Source organism: Pseudomonas sp. AS2.8, assembly GCF_014190935.1.
Lineage (GTDB): Bacteria > Pseudomonadota > Gammaproteobacteria > Pseudomonadales > Pseudomonadaceae > Chryseomonas.
On record NZ_JACHVV010000002.1, the window covers coordinates 560,942 to 581,912 of the forward strand.

General features: G+C 57.9%; 7 protein-coding genes. 2 read left to right on the forward strand and 5 right to left on the reverse strand.

Annotated features, from left to right (window positions below; translation table 11 throughout):
• Positions 1-16 precede the first annotated feature (16 nt).
• Positions 17-601 (reverse strand): hypothetical protein, encoded by a 585-nt coding sequence (locus FHR73_RS09615; RefSeq protein ID WP_183630713.1) that lies wholly within the window; start codon positions 599-601, stop codon positions 17-19.
• 1,264 nt (positions 602-1,865) lie between these two features.
• Between FHR73_RS09615 and FHR73_RS09620 the strand changes: the two genes are divergently transcribed.
• Positions 1,866-5,213, forward strand: a complete 3,348-nt coding sequence (locus FHR73_RS09620) for an STY4851/ECs_5259 family protein (RefSeq protein ID WP_311629523.1) — start codon at positions 1,866-1,868, stop codon at positions 5,211-5,213.
• 5 nt (positions 5,214-5,218) lie between these two features.
• Positions 5,219-11,434 carry a DEAD/DEAH box helicase gene (locus FHR73_RS09625; RefSeq protein WP_183630715.1) on the forward strand — a complete coding sequence of 2,072 codons (6,216 nt, stop codon included), beginning with the start codon at positions 5,219-5,221 and terminating at the stop codon, positions 11,432-11,434.
• A 645-nt stretch (positions 11,435-12,079) separates the two neighbouring features.
• Here the strand turns inward: FHR73_RS09625 and FHR73_RS09630 are convergent.
• The 4 genes from FHR73_RS09630 to FHR73_RS09645 are packed head-to-tail and all read right to left on the reverse strand — an operon-like array spanning position 12,080 to position 20,817.
• A complete protein-coding gene (locus FHR73_RS09630; protein WP_183630717.1) occupies positions 12,080-15,271 on the reverse strand; it encodes a type I restriction endonuclease subunit R in 3,192 nt (1,063 codons plus the stop codon).
• 23 nt (positions 15,272-15,294) lie between these two features.
• Entirely contained in the window at positions 15,295-17,445 is a 2,151-nt protein-coding gene (locus FHR73_RS09635) for a DUF4357 domain-containing protein (protein WP_183630719.1), read from the reverse strand.
• Positions 17,446-17,467: 22 nt separating this feature from the next.
• The gene (locus tag FHR73_RS09640) at positions 17,468-18,844 is read right to left on the reverse strand and encodes a restriction endonuclease subunit S (RefSeq protein ID WP_221191485.1); all 1,377 of its coding nucleotides are present in this window, start codon (positions 18,842-18,844) and stop codon (positions 17,468-17,470) included.
• A complete protein-coding gene (locus FHR73_RS09645; RefSeq protein ID WP_183630721.1) occupies positions 18,841-20,817 on the reverse strand; it encodes a class I SAM-dependent DNA methyltransferase in 1,977 nt (658 codons plus the stop codon). Before FHR73_RS09645 ends, FHR73_RS09640 begins: the two co-directional genes overlap by 4 nt.
• Between the last annotated feature and the right edge of the window lie 154 nt (positions 20,818-20,971).

Below are 20,971 nucleotides of genomic sequence, written 5' to 3' on the forward strand. Positions count from 1 at the left end.
GGGATGACGGTTGCTTTCATTCGTCCGTGACTGATTCCAAACCTAGGATCCGGGCCAATTCGCGGTTGGATGAATCGACACGGAGGCGGCTAACTAGTCCCTGCTCTCGCTCCCGCTGCTTGAGCAGATAAGCCTCATCAAAGCACTGCACGATGTCATGCTCATTCAAGATCTTCGCCGAGACCTGTCGCTTCAGGCGGTTGATTATCTTTCGGGCGCTGAGCTGGGCTGCCTCTCGCACATGCGCACGCATTAGGAGATCTCGAAAAACCCAGTCCGAAATCCAACCTTTAGTGAATGCCCAAAACACCAAAAGCTGGAAAGTATCCCAAGCCATGCGCGATTGCCCGCTGAGGTAGCGCCTCAGCACTCGACCATCAGCATCACCGAAGCCGGACACTTTCAGCTCAGCAAGCTGACGTTCAAGCTTCATTTTGGACATGCCTGACTTCACGCCAACTCCGGCGAACAGATACTCGATCAAATCAACAGGCACGCGGATTACGAAGTTTTTCCTGCCGGTGCCTTGGTGATGCTTGATCTCACGAAAGACAGCCAGCAAGGCTTCAGACGGCTCGATATCCTGGGGACTTAGCTTCATGCAGCTATTGTTCAACTACTCCGCCGCTCTGTCAAAAGCATATTGACTTTCAAAAACGCGTGTTCCAGGCAGTACGGGACCCTTAGCTTATTTTAGAGCTTTCACCACATGCCGTAGCTGCAAGCAAAGCCCTGCAGCAAGCTGGGCACAATCTTGAGCTCCCCGGAGCAAACTCATGGTGTACCGCATTTGGTAAATACCTTACCCCGGTCCGCTTCGTCTTTTGGTGCCCGCCGAGATACCGACCGCCAATTTTTCTTCAACTATCCATTCAATATTGCACTACACCTTGTACCTAGCCATTTGCGCATTACCGATTGGCTAAAGATCCTCCACCCTTGCTACTTGATCGTTGCATCAATGATCTTGAAATGCTTCTTCAGGAAATTTATCGAGACATTGATTATTTACAAAAGTCCGCACACTCCCGAGATACCGAAAGTATTGCCGAACAGGTTTCCCCCACCACCCTCTCAAAGATGCTCTTCATGCTTACTAGCGCTCTGCCTTTGCATCCTCCTTACCTGTTCCCGCAGTTGTCACGCTAACGCGAGCAGCAACTGGGACAGGGTAGGGTTTGTACTCCCGCCATGAATGGCCTACGTACAACCGGCATAGCGGCAGTCGTTTCACTCCCTTGCTTTGCCTACCGTACCTCCTCAGGGCAAGCCCCGAGACCCGTTGAAGCGAAAAGCCCCATAATGTTGGTTTACACCCTTTAAAGCTGGTGTATCACAGACCTTCAGGTGTGCCACACAGAGCAAGAATCTCATGCTCAGCCAATCCTTGAACCCGCTGCGCCAGCCCGTGAAGCGATACGAGCGCCTTTTGCTCCAGACGTTGCTGTTTGAGTAATCGTTCCAGCAACAACAATTCGCCATCGGCTTCAAGTTCCGAAGTCGCCCAGAAGAATTGATTGCCCAGCGGTCAAGGACTTGCCAACCACGTGCGTGACACGGCGTCGACCGGAGGACAGAATCGAAGGTCGTACGCGCCAAGACCCAGAGGCAATTTTAACGGTTCGTGATCAGTCAGCATTGGCTAGTCCCGTTTTCTGCAAGAGATTGATCAATCGAGTGTTCTGCCTACTGGAGGATGATCGGAAACCACCTTTGATTTCCACCAGCCGGTAATTGGCTCATTGACCCGTGACCCCGCCCCAACGCTACATGCAAAGCCTTCGACTTGTTTTTACAATCAAAAAAAGACACGATCCAAGGACAGCCTTTGAGGCAGCTCACTCGTTCACAAAAAGGAATTATGTGTGCCGTTTGTCCAATGGATTTCAGACTTTTTATCTAGGCGTGGACTGCAAGAACCGGATAGTCGCCCGCTATTCGCCTATAAGACCTCATCAGAAGAATTCGAGACACTGCGTCAGCTTTTGCATGGGCTCAACGTGGGGCAACACGCGCACCCCAAATATGCTCAGGCCTGGCTACTCTTTGCGGCCGAATGGTGGAAGCGCGAATATCCGGGAGGAGCATGGCGTTGGGGACCACTGTGCGAGGCAGCCGGCCAGCAGGGGTTACCCTACGATAAGACCCGCAGACTGGTCATCGACGGACGCCACCTATGGCGTCTGCAGACCGCCATCAAGAATGAAGGTAAGCGTTTCATTGGCTTGGTCGCGGTGAATGGTGGCCTGCCCATGCGCCTGGTCGAGTCGGCACAAGGCGGGCTGTCCGGCCTGCTGCGCATGGTCACCGAACAGGCACTGCGTTACGAGCTGCAAGATGAGCAGCTACGTCAGGCCATCGAGGCCCAAGCCGAACTCCTACCCGCCTGCTACCAGCAGGCGCCGGTCTACGAGCTGCTCGACAATCTGGTCAAGGCGGTGCTGCACATACGCAAGACCTATGTCCTGCAGGGCGCCCAGGATCCGATCGCCAAGCTGCAGGAAGAATGCCCCCACTGGGAAGAACTCTTCCCCATCGCCCTCGACTCCCAGGCCGCCGCGAGCCTGATCAAGGGGCTGGTCAGAGGCGTCATCAGCATCACGCCGCAGTCCCGGCGGCCTCCTTTCCAGATCCAGCGCGGCCTACGCTTCAGTTCCGATGGATCCATGCCCGTATATGAGCTGTCCTTTGCGATGCAGGCCCAGGCTAGGCGCGATCAGGTTGCCGAGGCGCTGGGGATGGCCGTGGATACGCTGCCGCTACACTTCCAGCTACTGCTGCGTATCGGCGAGAAGGAGCACCTGGTTGGCGAAGCCCTGATCAGGGACGATGAATATCAGTTGATCGCCAGGCCACTGCCGGCCATTCACAATCTGCACGACGCAGCCCAGTTGATCGTCAGCCGCCGGGGCGCAACCTTTCACATCGCCGACCTGCCGGGCGGCGAAGCCCTGAGTCCTAACGAGCCGCTGATCTTCGAGAGTGCCTATCCCTTTGCCCGCCTGCTTGCCCAGGGCGATGCGCTGGTCAAAGGCGAGTCGGCACTGGCGGCCATGCCGGCAAAAACCGTCGTGTATACCGAAGAGGGCGAGGCTCGCGAGCTGTATGACTGCTTTGCCGACGGGCAAATGCTACTGGAGCTGCCCGCCGGCATTACCCGGCTCACCTATCGACAACAACCCTTCGTTGTCACCATCAGCGCCAGCGCTACCCGCCATCCCGATGCCTACTGGCAGGGGAACAGACTGGAGGCACTCTCCGTCCCGGGACCGCTGTTCCGCGGCACGCCGCGGCTGCGCATCGAGCAGGGGACAGGCTTCTCCGGCTATGCGCCCGCCCATGAGCTGTTTGTCCGCACGCAAGGCAAGGAGCTACCGCTCGCCCTGGCCCAGACGCCGGGGTTGTGCCGGCTGATCTGGCGCAAGGATGGCCATCGCCTACTGAACATCCGCGCCATGCTCCTCCCGGAGGAGGCGTCCATCACCTACGTTCCGGGCGCCAGCACCCTTGAGGGCAGCATTCGCCTTCACCTCTGGCCTGATGTGCCCGTGCGCTGCGAGAGCGAACAGATCGCGCTGGAGCGCCGCCATGACGGGACAGGCCTGACCCTCCGTCTGAAGAGCACCAGCAGCCGGCCGGCCACCACGGTTCCGCTCTGCCTGCAGTGGCCCGACGGCGAGCAGAGGCTCACGCTGCCCTTCCCGGGCTATGGTGTCACGCTGCTGCGCAACGAAACCCTTCTCAAACCGAATCAAGCCCTGACCCTCGAGGAGCTGATCGGCTGCCGCGCGGTGATGATGTCGGCACAGGGCGCCGAAAACTGGCAGATTCGCCTGACCTCCAGCGGCACCGACTCACGCTCCACCCTGTCGCAGGAAATTCGCTACACCGGGATCCGCGAAATCCGCCTGTTCGAGCTGATCCCGGCGATCCAGCAGATGATGTCCTGCCACCCGGGGCTCGATCATGCCGTGCAGCTGGAGCTGGTCCACGCCCACCAGACCCACGCCCGCCTGCAGGTGGGCCGCTACTCGACGCGCATCCGCCTGCACAGCCAAAGAGAGATGGCATCCCTGAGCGATGGTGGTCGTGATCTCCTACTTGAGCAGCCACAGGCCGAGGATCTGATCTTGGGCCTGCCGCTGGCCGAGCCGGAACATGACCCGGTCAGCCTGCCGCTGCATTTCTCCGAGCAGGTGTTCACCGGCAACTGGCTGGTCAGCCTGCCGACCGATGCCGTCGGTCCCTGGCTGCTGTACACCCCCGATGACTCCACGCTGCACAGCCGGCCGACCGTTGTGCCGCCGACCGCGAGCAGACTGTCAAAGCCCCTGACCCCGCTGCGTGAGGCGCTCTGCGAAGGCGATGGCGAAGAACGCATGCGCCTGCTCAGGGCCGCGCTGCGCACCATGGCCGCAGACCCGCAGGCTGACGACTGGCAGACGCTGGAGCTGCTGCTGGACCGGCTGCACCACCTGCCACTGGCCAGCCTGGATATCTGCCAGGCACTGATCCGCGAGCCGCAGGCGCTGGCCATGGCCACCCTGCTGCTGGACAATTTCTCCAGCCGCCTGGCCGAGCGCCTGCCCTGCGAGCTGCCCTTTGAGTGGCTGCTGATTGCCCCGGAGCACTGGTTCGACACCTTTGCGACACTGCGCCAGCGGCTGGCCGCCGACAATCCCCGCCTGCTGTCGCTGATCCGCACCGACATCCAGAGCAAGAGCCAGTTCCTGTCCCGCTGGCAGCCCGCGCTGCGCTTCATCTTCGATCAGGGCCTGCACCACTCCTTCGATCTGCAAAGCCCGGATGTGGGGTTCTTCCTGAAAAACCCAGCGATGCTCACCGCCTCCTGGCAGTCGCACCTGTTTGATGGCAAGAACTCGGCCATGCAGCAGATGTTCCGGCGCAACCCTGCCGAAACCCATCAATACACCGGCAGCGGCAATACGGATATCGGAGCCTTCCTGAAAACGCCCCACGGGCAAATGCTCCTCCGCTGCTGCAAGCTCCCTGCCAACGACTTCAAGCTAGCCACGGTCATACTGCCCTTCATGGCCGCCTTCGATACTTATGCCGGCCGTGGACGGCAATGGCAAGCCGACCCGGCACGCCTGTTCAGCCTCAGAAACGCTCGCCAGTTCGATAGCGTCTGGTTTGACTCCGCCTATCAACTCGGCCTGGCCATGGCGCAAGCCGCCTCGATGCAGAAGTGAATCCCATGCTCTATCAGAAGAACTATTTCTCCGCGCTTACCAGCAACCTGAGTACCCGCAGTGAGCGCGCCGCCCAGGGCCTGCTCAGCCTTGGAAACCCGCAGCTGCGCCAGTTTCTGCATGACCAGCTGACCGCCGCCCCTGGCACTCCGGGCGCCTGGCTGGCCGATCCGGTCTTCGAACCAACCTTCGGCTGGCAGGAAAGTGCTGAAACCATGGGTTCACTGGCCGGCGGCAACCTGCTGCACTGGCGCCTTGCCGATACGATGGCACACCCGCCCAAAAAGGAAGACGGAGAAGACCTTATAGATCCTTTTCCAAAAGACCGTAGATTGTTTACGCATCAGTTAGCAGCGTGGGAGATCCTCAACCGTGCCGAGCCGCAATCGCTGGTGGTGACCAGCGGCACCGGCTCAGGCAAGACCGAATGCTTCCTGGTGCCGGTCCTCAACCAGCTGGCCAAGGCCATCGACGCGGGCGAAGACCCAGAAAGCGTTCGCGCCCTGTTCATCTATCCGCTGAACGCGCTGATCAACTCGCAGCAGAACCGCCTGGATGCCTGGACCCACGGCTTCGGCGGGCAGATTCGCCACTGCCTGTACACCGGCGCGCTGGAGAATGAGCGCAAGACTTCCGACCGGCAGTACGATGGCCAGGTGATCGACCGCAAGAGCCTGCGCGCCAGCCCGCCGCAACTGCTGGTGACCAACGCGACCATGCTGGAGTACATGCTCATCCGCAAGGATGACGAGCCGATCCTGCAGAAGTCGGCCGGCAAGCTGCGCTGGATCATTCTGGACGAGGCGCACACCCACATCGGCTCCCAGGCCGCTGAGATGGCGCTGCTGCTGCGCCGGGTGATGCTGGCCTTCCAAGTCAAGCCGCAGGATGTGCGCTTCGTGGCGACCTCGGCCACCTTCGGCTCGGATACTCAGACCATCGAGAGCCTGCGCACCTTCCTCGCCGATATCGGCGGAGTGGATCCGCAGCAGGTGCATGTCGTGCAGGGACATCGGGATATCCCAGCGCTGCTGAACGCCACCCCGGTTGCCGAGCAGGACACCCCTGAAGCCATCGGTGCCATCGAGGCGGACCAGGAACAGTCGACGCTGCGCTACCAACGCTTGGAAGCCAGCCCCACCGCTCGGCGGCTGCGCGCCCTATTCATGCCTGATGGCCAGGTGAAACCACAAAACCTGCAAGGGCTGACCCGCGAGTCCGGTCTCACCCCGGCGCAGGTACTCGCCTGGCTGGATCTGCTGTCTGGCACCAAGAATGCCGAAGGGCTGTCCTTTCTGCCGCTGCGCGCGCACCTGTTCCATAACGTGATTCCGGCGATCCGCGCCTGTGTGAACCGCCACTGCAGTCACAAGGCCGGCACCGCGCTGGAGCATGCCGACTGGCCGTTCGGCATGGCCTATTTGGAGGAGCGGACTCACTGCCGCTGCGGTGCACCGCTGATGCCGCTGGTGTCCTGCGAGGAGTGCAACGAAAGCTTCCTGCAGGCGGCGACCAAAGGTAGCAGCGAGCTGGTCGACCCGACTCAGCAACAGGTCGACGAGTTTGCCCTCGACGAAGATTCTACGGGGGCCGAGGATCAGGCCGAAGATGCTGTGTCATCTATCCAGATCCTGATCACTAATCGCACCGTCAAGAATTACAGTGGCGACTTCCTCGATCGCACCACCCAGCGACTGACCCCCAATCGTCCAGAGGATGGCGGTATAGAGCTGCAGCTCTTCCGTACCATCAAGAACGAATGCCCTTGCTGTGGCGCCAATATCCAGGGCCGCAGCCTGCTACGTCCGGCGCGCATCGGCACGCCTTTCACCCTGAGCACGGTGATCGGCACCCTGCTGGAATTCTGTCCACCAGATCCGATGCCTACCGGCAAGCCTTTCCAGGGCCGCAAGCTGATCTCCTTCACCGATAGCCGCCAGGGCACGGCACGCATTGCAGTCAAGCTGCAGCAGGATTCCGAGCGCAACCGGATTCGCGGCCTGATCTATCAACGCCTGCTGCAGGCACACCCCGTCAACAGCCTTTCCGAAGAGGAGCTGCGCGAACTGCAGGAACTGCAGGAACTGGATGCCGCCCAGAAGCTGGGCCGATTCGAGCAGAAATACCTGGGGCAGTTGCTGGAGAAACAGGCCAATTCGGCAAAAGGCGCGGAAATCAGCTGGACCGACATGACCAACTATCTGGCCGGTACCCCAGAGCTGCAGATGGGCATGCTTGATTATTACAACAACCTCGCGCCGAACACCTTCGGCAAGCGGGACAGTGTCGCCTTGGCCAACATGCTGCTGGCCCGCGAGTTCTATCGCCGACCGAAACGCGCCAACAGCCTGGAAACTTTGGGCCTTGTGCAGGTGTGCTATTTCAAGCTGGCCAACGTTACCGGCAAACCCATGGCCTGGCCTGCGCACCTGGATATCGAGTCCTGGCGCATCTACCTGAAGGTACTGCTGGACTTCTTCGTCCGCGAAAATACTCTCCTGAACATCGACAAACACTGGCAGTCGTTGATCGGCGCACGCATCAGCCCCAAATGGGTCGTGGCGCCGGTCCTGGGGGAAAAGCCTGAAAAGCTGCATGGTCGCTTTGCCCGCTGGCCATCCGTCAATACCGTCAATGGCATCCAGTCGCGGGCCATCCTGCTGCTCTGCAAGGCATTCAACTGGTCGACCGCGCACCATCAGGACCAGATCGACTCGATCCTGAGCGAAGCCTGGCGGGTACTGACCCAGCAGGCAAAGCTGCTGATTTCGTCAGGCGACGGCTATCAGCTCGACCTCAAGGACCTGAGTTTCCGGCTGCCCGAAACGGTCTACCTATGCCCGGTATCGCGGCGCTTTATCGACACCCCGTTCGAGCAGCTCAGTCCCTATACGCCACGTACCGACCGCGAGATGGTCGTCAAGGTGACGCCCTACACCCTGCCGCGTCCGCCCGAGGCGCTCCTGCATGTGCCAGGTGATGAGGGCCTGCTGGCGGTCCGCGACTGGCTGAACAGCGAGCTGCAGATCCAGCAGTTGCGCAAGGATGCGCTCTGGTCGGACGTCATGGACCGGGTCATCGAGGGCGGCCACTACTTCCGCGCTGCCGAGCACTCGGCGCAGCAGTCGCAGCAGAAGCTAAAGGGCTACGAGAAGCTCTTTGAAAAAGGCAACCTGAACCTGCTGAGCTGCTCGACCACCATGGAAATGGGCGTGGACATCGGCGGCATCAGCGTGGTGGCGATGAACAACGTCCCCCCGCACCCAGCCAACTACCTGCAGCGCGCCGGCCGTGCCGGACGCCGCCGCGAGGGACGCTCGCTGGCCCTGGCCGTCTGCAAGAACACCCCGCACGACCAGAGCGTGTTCAACAACCCGCTCTGGCCGTTCAACACGCCTATGCGCATGCCAAAGGTGGCCCTGCAGAGCACCGATCTGGTGCAGCGCCACGCCAATGCCTGGCTGCTGTCGCACTGGCTCAAGCACGTGATCGCCGCCCAGGAAATCAAGTCGATGACCGCCGGTGCCTTCTTCCTCGACGGCGAACTGCCTATGTCGCTGGCCGCGCGTTTCTGCCTGTGGTGCGACAACCAGGCGGTCGATACCGAAACGCTGGTGGAACAGGCCCTCAAGGACATCACCCGCCGCAGCATCCTCGATACCGCCCCGCAGCGCGAGTTGTTCAAGCATTCCAGCCGCAGCATGGCCGAGATCATGCAGGCATGGCGGCAGGACCATTCGGCCAGCCACGCCCAGCTTCTGCAGATTGCAGACAAGAAGGCCGCCGCCACCCGCGCCATGGAGGCGCAACTCAACCGCATCGAGAAGGAGTACCTGCTCAGCGAGCTGGCTGACCGGCGCTTCCTGCCGGGCTACGGCTTCCCGACCGATATCGTCAGCTTCGACAACCGCTGCATGCAGACCTTGAAGCGGGAAGAAAACGACCAGCGCGAGGACAACCGCGCGCGCTACCGCTCACTGGCTTCCCGTGACCGCATAACGGGCCTGCGCGAATATGCACCGGGTGCCGAGCTGGTCATGGACGGGCTGATTTACAAATCCTCTGGCATCACGCTGAACTGGCACGCGCCTGCGTCTGCCGAAAACGTCAAAGAGCTGCAGCTGTTCAAGAAGGCCTGGCGCTGTGGGCAATGCGGTGCCAGTGACTCGGCCATCAATCCTGGACTGGAGATCAACTGCCAGGAATGCGGCGCCCCGATCGAGCGCGACAACATCCGTGAATACCTAGTGCCCGCCGGGTTTGCCGTGGACTTCTTCGACGAGCCACACAACGACGTCAGCCGCCTGCAGTATGTACCGGTCAAAGCGCCATGGCTGAACGTACCTGCCAACTGGGTCTGTCTGGTCAATCCGGCGCTCGGCCAGTTCCGCGCCAGCCAGCAGGCGCACTTGTTCAACTACACCTCGGGTGCCAATCAGCAAGGCTTTGCCATCTGCCTGGAGTGCGGCAAAGCTGAGCCCATGCTCAGCTATCCCGATGCATCCGCCCCTACCAATGAACAGTATCTGCCGGCTATTTTCCGCCAGAAGGCACAGCACCGCCGCCTGCGCGGTGGCAAAAGCAATGAACAAGGCGACGGGACAAACATCTGCCCCGGCAGCCACAATAGCTGGAAGATCAAGCACAACGTCCACCTTGGCCATGACAGCCTGACCGATGCGCTGGAACTGGTGCTGCGCAACCCTTCCAGCGGCGAACTTCTCAACGACGACATCACCGCCTATTCGATTGCCGTGGCGCTGCGCGAAGCGATTGCCGCCGAGCTTGGAATACAGACCGAAGAGCTGGGCTGTGACAGCCATCCGATCAAGGTCGATGGCCAGCCAGCTCGCGCTATTCGCGTATTCGACCTGCGCAGTGGTGGCTACACTACCCAGGCCGCAGAAAGGCTGAACGACGCCAGCCTGTGGCGGCGGGTCATCACCCGTCTAGACAGTTGCAACTGCTCGCATGCCTGCCAGCGCTGTCTGCTCAGCTTCGATACCCGCTTCGAAGCCGAGCGATTGAATCGTCATGTCGCGCTGGCATGGATCAACCCAGCCTGGCTGGCCGGTCTGGCGCTGCCCGCCGAACTCGCCGTCTTTGGCCCGCAAAGCCAGGCGGAAATCGCCACCCTGCAGGAAGCGGTCGAAAGATCGATTACTAGGGACGACAATGCGAAGACCGTAGCCATTTACTTCACTGCACCCGCCGAAGAGTGGGATCTTGCTGTCGCACGCCGCCTGAGGCATCAACTGCATAGTTGGGAAAGCGTCGGACACCTAGTGCAATTACATTTACTGGAAAGTACCGTTTCCAGCCTGCCAAGAGACCAAAAGGAATGGTTGGCAAAGCTAGCCTTCAACGGAGTACAGATATGCCTACACAATTCCGTACCGGATCTCGGGGCGCTGGCACTCAATGTCTCACTGCAAGGCCCACAAGGCTGCATTGCCTGGGCTAGCGACAATACGAACCTAGCCGCACCTGGCCACACATGGGATCTAGCGGAGGCCGGTGCACGGATTATCCGAGGCACCCCCTCCGACCTAAAGGCAGAGCGCATCTTGAATGCTGCCGATCTCATGCCGGCCCCACCCCCTGGCTTGATCAAGATCGAGATCGGCAATCAGATGGATGGCTCGCTCGACAACTTTGCTCGTCGGTTCTGGGAGCACCTAAGCACTGAGGCCAACGGCCTGATTAATGATGCTCTCACAGGCAAGGATCCGATTACCGAACTGGTCTACAGTGACCGCTACGTATGCAGTCCGCTAGTTGTGAATCTGCTGGTCAGCGTGATCCACGAGCTCGGGCGGCTGAGTGATGCAGATTTCGCTATCCGAATCCTAGGCCGACAATATCAGCGCGATGAAAAACGCTCGCCTTGGCAGTGCCGGCATGACTGGCTCTCTGCCCATGAGCGCGATGAGGCCCTCGGCCAGGCTCTGGAATACTGCGGCCTCGAAGGCGAGGTGCTAAGCCTGCCCTCCTTGCCGCACTACCGCCAGCTACAGCTTAAGCTGCGTTCCGGTAATCAACTGACTATCCAGTTTGATCAGGGACTTTCGTATTGGGAGCCCGAGCGCAGCGAAAAGTCTTATCAGCTGAGATTCGACTTTGCATCACGCGAGCTTGGAAAAGAAATCATGGAGCGCATTCGGTGTAAAGTTTCGGCGGCTGGGGAGGAAAATACCCAGATATTTCTCTCTTCCTCTTGAGAACGACTCAACCACTATGAATATCGGAGGAAATTGTCCAAACTACAAAGTTCACCGCGAGAGCTAGCCATCGTAGTTATTTGCTCCGTGATGGACAGTACCTCCAACTGTCAAGAAGAATACCAAGGCCAAATTAGGTGTAGTGAAACGTACTTTGCGATTCTTAGATGCCACAAATTTGCCATATTCGCCCCGCTAATCGGGGCGAAAACCTGCTAACATCAGCTGCCTCACCCCGTTGATTCTCGGCTAATCCCCGCTAACGTACTGATTCCAAACGCCGACTTTTAGGACTCCGAAGGTAGGGGTCGTGAGTTCGAATCATGCCGAATGCGCCATCTTCCGTTCACCGTCGTGAACCTCAACAAAGCCCGCCATCGAGCGGGCTTTGTTGTTTCTGACTGTTTATTCCTACTACCGAATCATCACGCGCTCAACCACATGATTTGGGAAAAGCGTGGGCGGAGTGCGACCAGCACTGACGGCTTAACATCAGGATTCAATTAATTAATAAACCGAACCCCATGAGCAGGAATAGGATGCGGCTAGCATATGCAGCAGACGAAGGAAATCCTCGCAGCTGCTTCAAGGCGGCCTAGCAGAGCTCGAATCACTAATGTCACCTCGATAAAGCCCTGCCTATTCCTACAAACTCTGATCAGGAGCGCTTGCTCCACGAGTTTTCAGCATTTTCAAAATCGTCAACGCGAACGCTTTCGTCTTTGTTTCACTATCTAGAACTTCCAACGACAGCTTTTCATGATCAGTGATGGAATCCAGCACCGTGTCCAATACCCGCTTGGGGAAAAGGCCATGCATAACCTGCTCGGTCGAGTGATTGTTGACCTGAGCCATCACATCTTCTTGCCGACTAATTCGCTTTGCAATGCCGGTTAAAAAGTGCAGTTGATCATCGTTACTCACCTCAGCTCCGAAGATATCGTTTAGCGCCTTAACGATCTCCGATAAGCGCTTCTTCTCGGGATCGTGAGGCTTGCCGCTGCCTACCTCACTCGCGGGTTGCAGCTTGTACTCACCATTATCAGCACTTAGCTGAAGCATCTGTTCTGCACGTTTGCTTAGCCGATAGTGGGTCAACTCCAGCTCGCCTAGATCTACATCGTCCCGCTCAAGCCGATCTACTCGAAGCAACGGATACAGGTGCTTGGCAAAGACACAAAGCTGCTCTAGCTCACGGTCTTCGTACGGGACAATTTGCGAGAGGAATTCATACAGACGCACAAAGCTTTGCAGGTTCTTTCGGAAGAGGTCGAGCTGATCCACCTGCTCGCCCGCCTCCCTTAGAGCATGCTCAGCCTTCTTCAAACCGGCGCTATCGCCATTGGCCTCAGCGATCCGCTTGTAATCCAGTGCTTGCTGGCGCGACTCGACGCTGAAGGCGTAACGCTTGGCAAAGCGCTCCTTTGCTGGCTGGCAGTAATAGCTGAGCTTGCTAGCGGCCGCTTTGGGGTCGAAGAACGCCAGGGCGAACGCCTCAACCTCCTGCCAGTGATAGACCCCTTCAGCATCTAGCCTTTTCTGCAGGTCATAGATGATCTGCGGATCGGTGACATCGCTCAACTCGGCCTTGGTGTAGTAAGGCAAGAAAGCATCGAGAATGTCCTGCGGCTCGTTGAAGAAGTCGAGGATGAAGGTCTGCTTGGCCGGGAAGGTTCGATTAAGGCGCGATAGCGTCTGTACGCAATCCACGCCCTGTAGCTTCTTATCAACGTACATGGCGCACAGCTTGGGCTGATCGAAACCAGTCTGGTATTTATTGGCCGCGATCATGACGTTGAAATCTTGAGTGTCGAAGGCCTTGGCTAGGTCGCGGCCATTTAGGCCTGCGTTAAGCAGGCTGCTAGTCTCGGTTACCTCCTCTGGAATCACATCGTCAGGCAGCACACTACCCGAGAAGGCCACCAGTGGATGCACATCGGCGTACCCCATCCGCTGTACATACTCTTTAACTGCGAGTTGGTAACGCACCGCCTCTTGGCGACTACTGGTGACTACCATCGCTTTGGCCTGGCCGTTGAGCAGATGAAGGATGTTGGCGCGAAAATGCTCGACGATGATCTCGACTTTCTTGTCGATATTGTAAGGATGCAGCCGCACCCAGCGTGCCAGTTTCATGCGCGCTTTCTTCGAGTCCACCTCCTCGTCTTCACCATCAGGGTGGGCGATCTTCCAGGCGGTGCTGTAAGTGGTGTAGTTCTGCAGCACATCGAGGATGAAGCCTTCCTCAATGGCTTGACGCATGGAATACAGATGGAACGCCTCGGGCTTATTGCTGGCACTCGGTGGCAACGTGGGGTCAGGCACCCGACCGAACAGCTCCAAGGTTTTAGCCTTGGGCGTGGCGGTAAAGGCGTAATAGCTGATGCGCTCGTTCGGTTTGCGCGCCTGCACGGCAGCGTCAAGCAGATCTTCAGCGCTGATCTCTTCAGCTTCGAGCGCATCGCTGCCGAGGATCTGCTTCAGCTTGCTGGCCGAGGAGCCGGTCTGGGAAGAATGCGCTTCGTCAGCGATCACCGCATAGCGCCCTGAGGCCAGCTTTGGATACTTTTCTAGCGCGTCGAACAGCGCCGGGAACGTCTGGATCGTGACGATGATGATGCGCGTCTGCTCAGCCAGCGCCTCCGCCAGTTGTTCAGACTTGCTCTGGTTGCCAACGTCGCGGGTAATCGGCCTCACCACACCCTGAGTGTGCTCGAACTGGTAGATAGTGTTCTGCAACTGGCTATCTAGCACCGTGCGGTCGGTGACCACGATCACCGAGCTGAACAGCCGCTGTCCGTCATCGCTGTACATCGAGGCAAGCTGGTGGGCAGTCCAGGCGATAGAGTTGGACTTACCAGAGCCAGCGCTGTGCTGAATCAGATACCGCTTGCCAGGTCCTTCAGTGTGAGTAGTTTCGATCAGCCGGTTGACCACATTCCACTGATGGTAGCGTGGGAAGATCATCGTCTCTTTGGTGGTGAGCGTACCGTCAAAACCCTCGCTGGTCTTCTTATCCAGGTGCAGGAAACGTCCAAGCACCTTGAGCCAGGCATCCGGCTGGAACAGCTGCTGCCACAGATAGCCAGTGGCGTACTGACTGTCGTCGGGCGGCGGCGGGTTGCCTGCTCCGCCCTCCAAGCTGCCAAGGTTGAACGGTAGGAAGAAGGTGTCCTTGCCGTCCAGCTTGGTTGTCATTGCCACCTCGTTCTGGCCGACGGCGAAATGCACCAGCGCGCCGCGCTTAAAGGTCAGCAGCGGCTCGGGCTTGCGGGTCAGCGGATCTTTTACCGGGCGGTCGTAGCGGTACTGGCGCTTGGCATTTTCTACCGACTGCTTAAATTCGCTTTTTAGCTCCAGCGTCGCTGTTGGGATGCCGTTGACGAATAGCACCAGATCCAACCGCGGGTTGTAGCTCTGCCCGCCCGCACCGGCTTCCCGTGCGCGGGGGGAGTAGGACACCTCCGGCACCACGCGCAGGCGGTTGTACCGGTAGCGCTTGAGCGTATCCGGGTTCATGCCGTGGTCGGGCTGGAAGCTGCATAGCTCGACCTTCACCGCCGGCAGCTTGAAGCCATGGCGCAGCACATCCAAGGTGCCGCTCTGCTCCAGCTCGCGCACCAGCTTTTGTACCAGCACATCATCCGGATTATTTGGGTTGGCCTTGGCGAACTTGCCCCACCGCTCCGGCCAGGCTTCCTTGAAGTAGCCGAGAAAGTCCTCGGTATACAGCGCCGTGCGCCGGTCATAGCCACTGCCCGGGCCGGTGAGCCAGCCCTGAGCAGTCATGGCGGTGATGATGTCCTGCTGGAATTGATATTCCTTACTGTCGGCCATGCTCAATCCTTTCTGCAGAAGCCTTAATGGCTTTCGTCCATTACTGCCTCAGCAGCTAAATCATCATTGCGACCTGAAGCAGGCCTCTCAGCGGACTGACTGTTTAGCCACGTTCCATAATCAATCGTCGTGCCCTGCAATCGCCAACTGGCTCGACCGTTGTCGGCTCTGCCAAGGATGACTGCAGACGCAGCGCTGGGGCTTTTGAAGGCCACGTCACGGGTGAATACCAAAAGCTCACCAGCGTCATCAAAATGGAAACATCCTTCCTCCATCAGCTGAGCATGCAACGAGGCGTAGTTATGCGGCACACCAATCCACTCCGGGCGTGCCTTCGAGCCCTTCAGTACTACAAACTCATTGCCCAATTCTCGGGCATTTGCCTCCAGCCCGCTTTTCGGCTGTTTGAGTTCGAACAGCGCCTCCGCCTCAGCAAGGGTTTGCAAAGCAATTTGCTGCATCGCTTGTTCAACGCTGGTGATACGGCCTTCTAGACGCCAGACCTGCTCAAGCTTGCTCAACAATGAAGCCTGTCTCCCCTTGATGACATCAGCCGTCCAGCAGTCGTGCTGCAGCACCTGTGTGGTCAGCGCAAACGACGAAACCCCACCTTTAGTGAAATAGGCCGTCTTTTTCTTGGGAAATTCGTAGTTACTGGCGGAGCTGTTCTTCCTCCGGCTCAGAAGGGCTAGATTACCCAATCGATGAACCCAATGCTGGTGCTGCTCCAGCTCTGGTACCCATTCCTTCCACTTGCTGCCCGATGCCGGCTGTCTCGGCAAAACGTGCTCCACACTTACGATGTCGTGTTGATAGCTTGCACTTCCATCGGAGAGCAAAGCATCCAGCCTTAACAAAAGAACCCCCAAGGCCTTCGGTGAGTGTGTCTCGTAGAGCGGGCCATTGAGTGCGTTATAGGTTTCATTCTGCTCGGCTGGCCGCAACTGGAGTGGCGATTGCTGCAACGCTAGATCGTCACCTTTTTCCACCGCCTCGATCAGTTTCGAAAACCGTTCAATGCGCGCGTTGACCCCAGCCTTACGCACCAGCATCGAATAAGCCAGCCGTTCCAAATCCTTGAAGAACGCCATCATGGCCATAGGCTCGTTGTGGTGGCGAATATAGAAGGACAACGCGGGCGGCACCCAGTCCTTAAACTCCAGGCGATTCAGCCAGCGCAGATGATTGTTGACCTCACCTGCCAGCGTGGGGCTGCTGTATTCCGCATCGGTTATAGCCCCGTAGGCCTCTGCCATAGGCAGCAGTACTTGCTCCATGAACAACTTGGGCTGGGCTGCAAGCGTAACGTGGGCGCGGAACTCTTTGAGAAGAGTCCCTTGCGGCTTGGCCTTGCGATAGACCATCCGAATATGACTAAATAGTTCACTGAAACTGCTCCGGCCCAACGACTCCTCAACATCCTCCCAACGCTTGGTGTAAGCGTCCCTTAGTGCTTCGGGCAGCGAGCCGATTATTTCTGCCTTAAGGATATCTGTTGCGCTGAGATCGAGCCCTCGGCTGTTCAATACGCCGAAGATTCGATACGCCGAGTCAAGGTCTGGTGTAGAGACGACCACCAGAAAGCAGCGTGTAACAATGAATTGCACGAGTCGAACCAACTCGGCTTCGTCCAATGCACTCAGCTCTCGTAGAAAGAGCCGAGCATTGGAGCGCATACGATTAGGGGCATCGTGGAGCGTGGCGTTTACCTCCACCAACTGGCCCAAGCCATTCTCGTGCTGTACGTACTTACGGAAAAACTCTCGGTCGCGTTCACGCAGCGATAGTCGATAGCGAGGCTCAACCGCTGCCACCACATCACCTGTCTCATAAATGCGCTTGGTGATGCCGGCCTGAACACTTGAGTCCTGAACCGTTGCCCGAATGGCCGATAAAAGCAGCGTCAATGTGGTCAGCCGCTGCTGACCGTCCACCACTGTCGCATCCGGCACGGCGTCGCGCTTGATCAGGACGATGCTACCGAGAAAATACGGCATGGAATCGGCCAGCTTCTCGGGCGCATCGCGCAAAGCGCCAAGTAGGTCATCCAGCAGCTCCTGAGCCTGTTCCTCGCCCCAAGCATAGGGACGCTGATAGCCTGGGATAGTGAACACGTAATCATCCGAGAAAACCTTGGACAGTGCCTGCTCTTTGGCACTAAGGGTATGGCTCATCAATTCATCCTTAAATCAAAAATCAAGCTTCTAGGATTTTGCAATGCTGCGCACTTTTTTCAGTAGCTGGTCGCCAACCGCGCACGTCAATTTTGCCGGTGACGGCGGCGGAGATTAGGGCTGAGCGGCGTTCCGAGAAAAGCTCAATTGCCTGCTCACAACACAAAATTAGTTCATTAACTTTTATTATCTGAGCTTCTAGGTAAGCAACAATCTCTAATTGCTCTGCTTTTCCAGGGAGAAACACTTCGACCTGTTCAAATTTCTCGGGCTCAATCCGCCACTGACTAGGACGAATACCGTTGGAAATGGAAAGGTAAACACGCGGCATATGACTGGCACGAAGTAAATAATGTATGAACCTCGGCATCTCGCCATGAGAGGGGCTGTAGACAACGTAGTCTGGGCTCGTTATACCTTGGTATTCGGACACACCCAGCGAGCCCTGCCAGGCCTTCATCTTATTAACCACCAAGTCGCCTTCCATCACCAACTGGTACAAAGACAAATCTTCAGGGGTTTTATTGTTATTGTCGTCGCGCGAATTTTTCTGAACAACGCCATAATCACGATAAACAGACAGCACCTCCATATCCGCGTACCCCTGCCGCTTGCTCTGCGTAAAAAGCCGCTTCACCTTTAGGCTTCGCCAATGCGCCGGTACCTCGCCTAGCCACTCTACGCCGGAGTCTTTCATAGGCACCGTGGGGTCGAGGCCTTTGGTGACGGCGTGGGAGATCACGGACTGGCGCTTTTCCTTGAGCAGTTCGATCAGGCGCTGTTGCTCTTCGATCAGCGCGTCGATGCGGGCGGTTTCGTGGTCGAGGAAGCGGGCGATTTGGGTTTGTTCTGTATAGCCCGGCCAACTTACTGGCATTCCCATCAAGCGGGACTGATTCAGCTTCTGCCTCGTAGAGCCTTCAATGTAATTCGCATAATCAGCAGCATTCATGGCGTAAACGAGAAACCGTACCCACTCAGGCTTGTTTGGACGTAATACATGGATATGGTTATTTGGCCATACCGGTCCTGATGAATGGAATGCTACGGGTTTAATAGGATCGAGAAAGGGAGCGCCATCCTCGCCGACCAAGAGCAACTCTTCGTCGAAGATTGCCTCGTCAACATAATCCATGATTGCGTTTGCGCCCCAATAGGGAATATCCCCTTGCTTATCAGCTCTCTGCTCCCCATTTAGAGGTATACGTTTGCCATCCAAGCAAACTGATAGATACCTCAGTGCTTTTATTTGCCAATGCAGAGGCACTTCGCCCATCCACTCAACGCCCGAATCTTTGCACGCCGGGTACGCGGTAAACGTACTCGGGCTTTCCATGCTCTCGCCCTGCAGGCCAACGGCTGCGCCGTTGTTCAAATTTGCTCCCGACAAATTTGTCATGCCGACAGCCCCTCGATCATCTGCTTGATGCGGTCGGTGCAGGCGTTCAGGTCGCTATCGATCTCGGCTAACGGGCGTGGTGGTTGGAACACATAGAAGTGGCGGTTAAAGGGAATCTCGAAACCGACAATGCCGACCTCGCCGTCCAGAGCATCGGTCTTGCTCTCGTCTATCCAGGCATCCGGCACATGGGGGATGACTTCGCGCTGGAAGTAGTCGTATATCGACTCGCCTAGCGGCACGTTCTCGTTATCGCGCAGGCCAGCATCCGCTTCCGGCTGGCCTTTCGTCATGCAGATATCTGCCTCGGGGTCGCGCTCGCTCAGGGCGCTCATCAAGGCTTTTAACTCCGGCGTGCTGAGGCTGACGCCGTGCGTGGTGAGGGATTTTTTCAGCAGCTTGCTGAACTGCTCGCGGTTGCGGTGCAACACGCTGGCGTCCATTGCTTGCAGGGCGGCCAACAGCTGTTGCTGGGCGATGCTATCGAGTTTCTGCAGGGCCTTTTCTTCCAGCACTTTAGCAACGCGCTCGGCACTGGTTTGGAAGTTCAGGCGCAGCGGGCGTTCGACGGTGATACGGCGGTAGCCGAAGGCTTCAATAGGGAAGATCTTGCTCTGTGCAGTTTGCTCGAAGCTGCCGTAGAGGCGCACCAGCTCGCTGATTTGATCTTCGGTAATGTACTGCCGCTTGCTGCCCAGCGACTTACGCATTTTGGCGTAGTGCTTGCTGCCGTCAATCAACTGCACCTTGCCCTGGCGCGCAGCGACCTTGTGGTTACTGAGTATCCACACATAGGTGGCGATGCCGGTGTTGTAGAACATGTCGGTGGGTAACGCGACGATGGCTTCGACCAAGTCGTTCTGCAGCAGGTAGCGGCGAATCTCCGACTCACCCGAACCTGCGCCGCCGGTGAACAGCGGCGAGCCGTTGAGGATGATGCCGATGCGCGAGCCACTGTCGCGCGGGTCACGCATCTTGCTGACCAGGTGCAGGAGGAACAGCAGCGAACCGTCGGACACGCGGGGCAGGCCTGGGCCAAAGCGGCCGCCGAACCCCTTCTCTGTATATTCGTCAGTAATCTGCTTCTGAACCTTCTTCCACTCGACGCCGAATGGCGGATTGCTGAGCATGAAGTCGAAGCGCTTGTCAGCAAGCTGGTCGTTGGAGAGGGTGTTGCCGAGTTTGATGCTGGTGACGTCTTGGCCCTTGATCAGCATGTCTGCTTTGCAGATGGCGTAGGACTCGGGGTTGAGCTCTTGGCCGTGCAGAGACACGGTGACCTTGTCGCTAATAGACTGTATGTACTCGTCGCCCTCAGACAGAAAGCCACCGGTGCCGGCGGTTGGATCGTAGATGGTGACGATGCTGTTGGGCCCGAGCTTGCCGTCCTGCCCGGTGATCACCAGCGAGGTAGTGAGGTGCACGATATCGCGGGGGGTGAAGTGCTCCCCGGCGGTTTCGTTGGAGCTTTCCGCGAATTTGCGGATCAGCTCCTCGAAGATGATGCCCATGCCGAAGTTGCTTATGCGCTCGGGGCTCAGATCGGTAGCAGCGAAGCGCTGTACGACTTGATATAGCAGGTTGGCGCTAGTCAGCTGCTGGACGAAATCTTCAAAGTGAAAGTGCTCAAATATCTCGCGAGCGTCCTTGCTGAACGCCTGCACATAGCTCATCAGGTCGGCGGCGGTCTGAGTATCAGACAGCGTGGCGAGGGTGAGCGACGAAGCATTGAAAAACTGTTGGCCAGCCGTGCGCAGCAGGATCATCTCGCGCACCGCGTCGGGACGACCCTCCTGCGCGAAGGTCTGTTTGATGACTTCATCCTTAGTAGGCGCAAGCACGCATTCCATCCGCCGTAGCAGCGTGAACGGCAGGATGATGCGACCGTACTGGGACTGCTTGAAGTCACCGCGTAGCAGGTCGGCAATCGACCAGAGAAAAGCGGCCGTTTGAGAATGGTTTTCCGTATTCACGTTGGAGCTCCAAGAATCGCTAGCAAAAACACTAGTTTAGCTTGGATGAATCAAACGATTAGACCTTACCCGTGCCTTCTAGCTACCTAGCGCTACCACTGGCCGGGCGATAGAAAAGCGTGTCTCCTCTCAGGATAGGGTAGCTACGCTCAGA